This is a genomic window from Malaciobacter halophilus (assembly GCF_002837275.1).
Taxonomy (GTDB): Bacteria; Campylobacterota; Campylobacteria; order Campylobacterales; family Arcobacteraceae; genus Malaciobacter; species Malaciobacter halophilus.
Map to the genome: position 1 here is coordinate 72,516 of NZ_NXIF01000020.1, position 6,472 is coordinate 78,987.

Annotated in this window: 9 protein-coding genes; 6 read left to right on the top strand and 3 right to left on the bottom strand. The window is 26.0% G+C overall.

Annotated features, from left to right (window positions below):
• Positions 1-25: 25 nt before the first annotated feature.
• The 4 genes from CP960_RS05320 to CP960_RS05335 are packed head-to-tail and all read left to right on the top strand — an operon-like array spanning position 26 to position 3,095.
• On the top strand, positions 26-547 hold the full coding sequence (locus tag CP960_RS05320) for a nucleoside phosphorylase-I family protein (protein ID WP_101184379.1): 522 nt from the start codon (positions 26-28) through the stop codon (positions 545-547).
• Positions 544-1,821 carry an SPL family radical SAM protein gene (locus CP960_RS05325; RefSeq protein WP_191321659.1) on the top strand — a complete coding sequence of 426 codons (1,278 nt, stop codon included), beginning with the start codon at positions 544-546 and terminating at the stop codon, positions 1,819-1,821. The genes CP960_RS05320 and CP960_RS05325 overlap by 4 nt, the downstream gene beginning before the upstream one ends.
• A gap of 51 nt (positions 1,822-1,872) precedes the next feature.
• The gene (locus tag CP960_RS05330; protein WP_101184381.1) at positions 1,873-2,475 is read left to right on the top strand and encodes a DedA family protein; all 603 of its coding nucleotides are present in this window, start codon (positions 1,873-1,875) and stop codon (positions 2,473-2,475) included.
• Positions 2,463-3,095 carry an SDR family oxidoreductase gene (locus tag CP960_RS05335; RefSeq protein ID WP_101184382.1) on the top strand — a complete coding sequence of 211 codons (633 nt, stop codon included), beginning with the start codon at positions 2,463-2,465 and terminating at the stop codon, positions 3,093-3,095. Before CP960_RS05330 ends, CP960_RS05335 begins: the two co-directional genes overlap by 13 nt.
• Positions 3,096-3,115: 20 nt before the next feature.
• On the opposite strand, the gene CP960_RS05340 is transcribed toward CP960_RS05335, so the two are convergent.
• Entirely contained in the window at positions 3,116-3,586 is a 471-nt protein-coding gene (locus tag CP960_RS05340) for a threonine/serine exporter family protein (RefSeq protein WP_101184383.1), read from the bottom strand.
• A gap of 1 nt (position 3,587) precedes the next feature.
• A complete protein-coding gene (locus CP960_RS05345; protein WP_101184384.1) occupies positions 3,588-4,358 on the bottom strand; it encodes a threonine/serine exporter family protein in 771 nt (256 codons plus the stop codon).
• Positions 4,359-4,469: 111 nt separating this feature from the next.
• Here CP960_RS05345 and CP960_RS05350 point away from each other — a divergent pair, with 111 nt between their 5' ends.
• The gene (locus tag CP960_RS05350) at positions 4,470-5,309 is read left to right on the top strand and encodes a hypothetical protein (RefSeq protein WP_101184385.1); all 840 of its coding nucleotides are present in this window, start codon (positions 4,470-4,472) and stop codon (positions 5,307-5,309) included.
• Entirely contained in the window at positions 5,299-6,057 is a 759-nt protein-coding gene (locus tag CP960_RS05355) for an ATP-binding protein (protein ID WP_101184386.1), read from the top strand. The genes CP960_RS05350 and CP960_RS05355 overlap by 11 nt, the downstream gene beginning before the upstream one ends.
• 1 nt (position 6,058) lies before the next feature.
• Here CP960_RS05355 and CP960_RS05360 read toward each other — a convergent pair.
• Positions 6,059-6,472: EAL domain-containing protein (locus tag CP960_RS05360; RefSeq protein ID WP_133121137.1), on the bottom strand; the 414-nt coding region annotated here is incomplete at its 5' end.

Consider the following 6,472-nt stretch of genomic DNA (forward strand, 5'->3'; position numbering starts at 1 on the left):
AGGCTTGTCCTTAGTTTTACTTTATATGAATAAAAAAGTTCTAATACATAGTGCACTATTATGTGAGTGCCAAACTTTAATTAACTACTTTAAACTTAAACAAGACAAATCTTGTAAAAATTTTAAACTTTATCATAATAATCAAATTATTATTATTGTTTCTGGAATAGGTAAAAAAAATACTATAAATGCATTGAATTTTATATTTGAAAACTTTGAAATTAGTAAAGCAATTAATATAGGCATTGCTGGTTGTAAAGACAAAAATATAGATATTGGAACACTTTTTTGTATAAATCAAAAACTTAAAGGTATTGCAAATACTTCATTAACTACTGTTGATGAACCACTTAATGATATAAATAAACTAAAAACTACATTAGTTGATATGGAAGCTTCATATTTTCAAGAAGTTTGTAATAAATATTGTGAAAAAATATATATTTTAAAAGTTGTATCAGACTATTTGGATACAAATATCCCCAAAAAATCTTTTATTATTGAATTAATGCAAAAAAGTTTTAAAGAATGGAAAAAATTATTATGAATTATTTAGAAAAATTTAATAAAAATATTACTATGACAAACTACAAAAACCTTGATGAAAAAAGTAAGGAATTTATAAAAAAAATATCATTTCAATATCAATTCTCTTTTCAAGAGTTAAAACAGCTTATTGATTTTGCTATTGATTTTAAGATGTGGCATGAAGATGAGATTTATAAAGTTTTTAAAAGTGAGTATGCAAATAGAAAACAAGCTTTTAATGATATAAGAAAAAAATGGGAAGATTTAAGAGAGAAATCTAACTCATACATTAAATTCTCAAAAGAGCTTTATAAAGATGATGTTAGAAAAATCAGCTTTACAAAATTTAAAAGTAATAAAGCTGCTCTTGGCTCTTGTCCTGTTGCAAGTGCTAATACTAGATGTTGTAATCTTTTAACTTTAGATGCTGTTCAATCATGTGGTTTTGATTGTTCTTATTGCTCTATTCAATCTTTTTATAATCAAGATAAAATAGGTTTTGATGAAAATTTTAAAACAAATTTACAAAATTTAGAACTTGATGCAAATGAGATTTATCATATAGGAACTGGGCAGAGTTCTGATTCTTTAATGTGGGGAAATAAAGAGGGGATTTTAGATGCACTTTTTGAATTCGCAAAAAATAATCAAAATGTAATACTTGAATTTAAAACAAAATCAAATAATATAAAATATTTTTTAGAAAATGAAGTTCCCGCAAATATAATTTGTACATGGTCTTTAAATACTCCTACAATTATAGAGAATGAAGAGCATTTAACAGCAAGCTTAGAAAAAAGAGTAGAGGCTGCAAAAAAGTTAAGTGATAAAGGAGTATTAGTTGGATTTCATTTTCATCCAATAGTGCATTATGAAAACTATTTAAAAGAGTATGAAGAGGTTTATAAAACACTTATTGAAACTTTTGATTCAAAAAAAGTTGCACTTGTATCTTTTGGTACTTTAACATTTATAAAACCTGTTATTAATAAAATAAGAAGTAGAAATTTTAAATCTAAAATTCTTCAAATGCCAATGAGTGAAGCAAACTCAAAACAGTCTTATCCTCTAAAAATTAAAAAAGAGATGTTCAAACACGCATATGATAGCTTTAAACCTTGGCATAAAGATGTATATTTTTATCTTTGTATGGAAGATGAATCTTTATGGAAAGATGTTTTTGGGTATGAATATTCAAGCAATAATCAAATGGAAGAGTTTATGAAAATGAGTTATATGAATAAAATCAAACAAAACTCTTCAGTGCATATTAATACAAAAACTAATAATTAACCAAGATTTTGATAACATTTGCTTTAAAAAATTAACTAAAAAGAGAGTGTTTTGTTAGAACCTATTGTAAATTATGTTGTTGAAACTGTGGGCTCATTGGGATATTTTGGAATTTTTATCATGATGTTTTTAGAAAGTTCATTTTTCCCTTTTCCAAGTGAAGTTGTTATGATACCAGCTGGTTATTTAGCATATAAAGGAGAAATGAATATTTTTATTGCTATTTTTTCAGGAATTGCTGGAAGTTTAGCTGGAGCTTTATTTAACTATTTTTTAGCAATAAAATATGGAAGAGCTTTTTTAATTAGGTATGGGAAATATTTTTTTATAAGTGAGAATACTATTAAGAAAGTAGAAGATTTTTTCAAAGAGCATGGACATATTTCAACTTTTAGTGGAAGATTAATTCCTGCTGTTAGACAATATATATCTTTTCCTGCTGGTCTTGCTAGGATGAATTTATTAACATTTAGTATTTATACAACGTTAGGTGCAGCTATTTGGGTTATTATTCTTGCATATTTGGGCTATTTTATTGGTGGTAATGAAGCTTTAATAAAAGAGTATTTAAGATATATAATTATAGTAATAATAGTAGCATTAGCAATTATGGGATATTTTTATTATAAGAAGAAAAGAAAATGCAAGCAATAGTTACAGGTTATAGCTCAGGTATTGGAAAAGCAATAAGTGAAATACTTGAAAAAAACTCTTACAAAGTCATAAAATTAAAAAGTAGATTAGATGATACAAAAGCTTTAGAAAAAGAAGTAAGACAAGTACTAAAAAAAGATGATTTAAGTGTACTTATAAATTGTGCAGGAGTGGGAATTTTTAAACCCCATGAAGAGATAAGTATTGATAAAATTCAAGAATTAATTGATGTAAATTTAACAGCACCCATTATACTTACTAATTTATGTCTTAGAAGTCTAAAGAAAACAAAAGGACATATTATAAATATCTCTTCAATTGAAGCTTTAAGACACTCTAAATTTTCAGCTTTATACACAGCAACAAAAGCAGGACTTCGAAACTTCTCACTTGCACTTTTTGAGGAGCTTAGGCGTGCTGATGTAAAAGTAACAAATATTAATCCTGATTTAACAAAAACAAACTTTTTTGATGAGTTTAATTTTGAACCAAGTGATAATAAAAATGCATATCTTAATCCAAAAGATATAGCAAAAGCAGTTTTAGAAGTTTTACAGTTTTCAGGAGTTATTTCTGAGTTGACAATAAGACCACAAAGACTTGAAATAAAGAAAAAATAAAAATAATAAAGCAACTATTTTTATATAATTGGTCTATTATATCTTATGAAATATAATGAAGGCAAAGCAAGTCCAAAACTAATAGCTCCTAAAATGGAAATAGCTTTTAATCCATCTTCTATAAATAAAGCAATATGTTCAGGTGTTACACCATGAGAGTTCATTTCAACTAAAGTAATTACTGTATTAAAAGCGTAAGTTCCAGGGATTAAAGGAATTATTGCTGCAACTGTATAAATTGGTCTTGGAACTATATATTTTCTTGACCAATAAACTGCTAATGTTCCAAATATAAGAGTTGCTAAAAAAGTTGATATTTCAATATATATTCCAAGGTCTAAAAAGATATTTCTAAGAGTGTAAGCAATAGCTGCACCTAAAGCACAAAATTTTAATGCAAATCTTGGAACATTAAAAAGCATTGCAAAACCAACTGCTGGAATAGCTGCAAATATTGCATCTAAAATATATTTTATAAGAGTATTTTCCATTTTACCAACCTTTCATATCAAGTACTGCCATAGCAAAGATTATTCCCATACTTGTTGCAAGAGTTAAAAGTGTAGCTTGCATCCAACGTCCCCACCCCATACTTAAGTATCCTTTTACTGCATCTAAAAAAGAGTTAATAAAAGGAAATCCTGGTACAAGAAGTAAAACACTTGCAGATAATGCAATATTAACTGTTGAGCTTACATATGTTGATAAACTAGCTATTAATGTTGCAAAAAAAGCAGTAGTTGCAAAAGATATAATAAGTATAAATTTTCTTTTTGCAAGCTCTTGTCTTATAAACATAGCAATACTTGAAGCAAAAAAAGTCACTATAAAAGCTTGCAAATCTGCTCCTCTTAAGTATGCAAAAGATGCACAAGATATACCAATCATAATTACTACAAGCCATCTATTGTAGTAGTTAGCTTGAATTTTTCTTAACATTGCAATAGTTTTTTTTGCATCAATTTTATGTTTTTCTAAATCAATACAAAGTTTTTGTACATCATAAACAATAGACATATTTATAGGTTTATGATGAGCTTGTCTAGTTGTTGTAACTGATTGATTACTTTTTGATAAAGTTGTTAATACAATTGCTGAAGGAATAAGTGATATTTCAACAGATTTTACTCCCAATGCTTTTCCCATTCTTTTTGTGGTTTGTTCGATTAGTTTACTCTCTGCTCCATACTCAAGCATTAGTACTGCTGCTCTTATTATGGCTTGAGTGATTTTTGTTTGATATTCGTAAGTTAAGTCATTCATGTGATTTTTTCCATTTTTATATTTTATCACTTTTAACAAAAAAGAAACAAATAAAACTGTATAAAACAGATACAAATTTTGATATAATTGGAAAAAATTAAAGTGATGATAATGAATTATTTTTTTAAAAACTATAATAAAATACTACTAGCTTTATTTACTATTATTGCAGTTTGTGTAGCAATAACTTTCACAATTGATACTGATGCAAAGAAACTCATAGATGATTCTTTTACTCAAGCTGTCTTAGTTTTTGGAAGTGCAAAAGCACTAAATGCAGTTATTTCATTAGCGCAAGGAACTGAGTTGAATCTTCCTTTTGTAGTAGTTGCAATAGGAGAAGTTCTTGACCCAATTAATGATTTAGTAGAGCAGTTTTCTCTTGTTATGCTTGCAAGTATGACTTCGCTGGGTATTCAAAAGATATTATTGGGTTTTGTAACAAATGAAATTTATAATTACACTCTTTTTATATTTGTAATTATTTTTAATATTTGGTTATTTAAAAGATTTAGAAAAGATGATAAGTTAAGAGATATATTTTTTAAAGTAGTTTTTATTTTACTTTTTTTAAGATTTGCAATACCAGCTATTAGTTATGTAAATGATATCTCATATAACTATTTTGTTAAACCAGAGTACAATATTGAAAACTTAAATAGTAATATAATAAAAGTAAAAGAAGAAGTAAGTAAAGTAAATCAAGAAACAATAAAACAAAAAGAACAAAACTCATTTTTTGATAAAGTTTTAGAGAAGTTTGACTCAAGTTATTATGAAAAAAAAGTAGATGAGTATAAAAATGCAGTTGATAACTCTAGTGAATATATTATTGACTTAATAATAGTTTTTATATTTCAAACTATATTTTTACCAATACTTTTTTTATTTATTATGTATTGGTTTATAAAATCTATTTTTAATATAAAAAAGGCAGAAAATGAAAATTGATTGGGAAAATTGCTTTGCAGCAATATATAGAGCAAAAACTAGTAGCTTAAAACCTGTAAAATATTTAGATAGCATAACTTTAGATGATTTAGTAGGAATATCAAAACAAAAAGAGCAGGTTATAAGAAATACAAAGAGATTTTTAGACGGTAATCTTTCAAATAATGTTTTACTTTGGGGTGCAAGAGGAACAGGAAAATCTTCTTTAATTAAAGCATTATTAAATGAGTATAAAAATGATGGATTAAGAGTTATAGAAATAGATAGAGATGACTTAGATGAACTAATTGATATTTCAGATGTAATTAGAGAAGAGCCTTTTAAATTTATTATTTTTTGTGATGATTTATCTTTTGAAGAAACAGAAAAAGGATATAAAGGTTTAAAGCGTGTTTTAGAAGGTTCAATTGAAGCACCTGCTACAAATATAAAAATATATGCCACTTCAAATAGAAGACATATTGTAGCAGAGTATCAAAGGGATAATGAAGGTACAAGTGTAGCTAATAATGGAGAAATACATTATAGTGATAGTGTTGAAGAGAAAATATCTTTAAGCGATAGGTTTGGACTTAGTATAGGTTTTTATAGTAAAACACAACAAGAGTACTTAGAAGTAGTAAATAGTTATTTTAAAAATTACAAAGGTAATAAAGAAGAGTTGCATAAAAAAGCATTACAATTTGCGCAAAGTAGAGCAAGTAAAAGTCCTAGAACAGCAAAACAGTTTTATAATAGTTTTGCTTAGTTTAAATAGTTGGTTTAGGTTTACTTATATAATACCCTTGTAGATAATCAACTTTTAAATCTGTAAGGATATTATATATTTCTTGATTATGGACTTTTTCTGCTACAACTTTAATATCTAACTGTTTAGCAAAACTAATAATACTTTTTACAATTTTTAAGGCTTGCTTGTCTTTATGTATATTTTCAATTAGTGAACTATCAATTTTTAAATAATCAATATCTAATTTTATTATATATGCAAAGTTTGAATACCCAGAACCAAAATCATCAATTGCAATTTGAACTTGATATTTTTTTAATCTTTTTATAAATTTATCTATTATTTCAAAATGGTTTAACTCTTCACTTTCTAATAATTCAATTGTTAATCTTTCATTGATATTATATTTTTCTATCATCTCAAATAAATATGA

Excerpts from the sequence above, each read along its gene's own strand:
- CP960_RS05320 (WP_101184379.1), top strand. The coding sequence starts at position 26 with ATGAATAAAAAAGTTCTAATACATAGTGCACTATTATGTGAGTGCCAA.
- CP960_RS05325 (WP_191321659.1), top strand. The coding sequence starts at position 544 with ATGAATTATTTAGAAAAATTTAATAAAAATATTACTATGACAAACTAC.
- CP960_RS05335 (WP_101184382.1), top strand. The coding sequence starts at position 2,463 with ATGCAAGCAATAGTTACAGGTTATAGCTCAGGTATTGGAAAAGCAATA.
- CP960_RS05340 (WP_101184383.1), bottom strand. The coding sequence starts at position 3,586 with ATGGAAAATACTCTTATAAAATATATTTTAGATGCAATATTTGCAGCT.
- CP960_RS05345 (WP_101184384.1), bottom strand. The coding sequence starts at position 4,358 with ATGAATGACTTAACTTACGAATATCAAACAAAAATCACTCAAGCCATA.
- CP960_RS05350 (WP_101184385.1), top strand. The coding sequence starts at position 4,470 with ATGAATTATTTTTTTAAAAACTATAATAAAATACTACTAGCTTTATTT.
- CP960_RS05355 (WP_101184386.1), top strand. The coding sequence starts at position 5,299 with ATGAAAATTGATTGGGAAAATTGCTTTGCAGCAATATATAGAGCAAAA.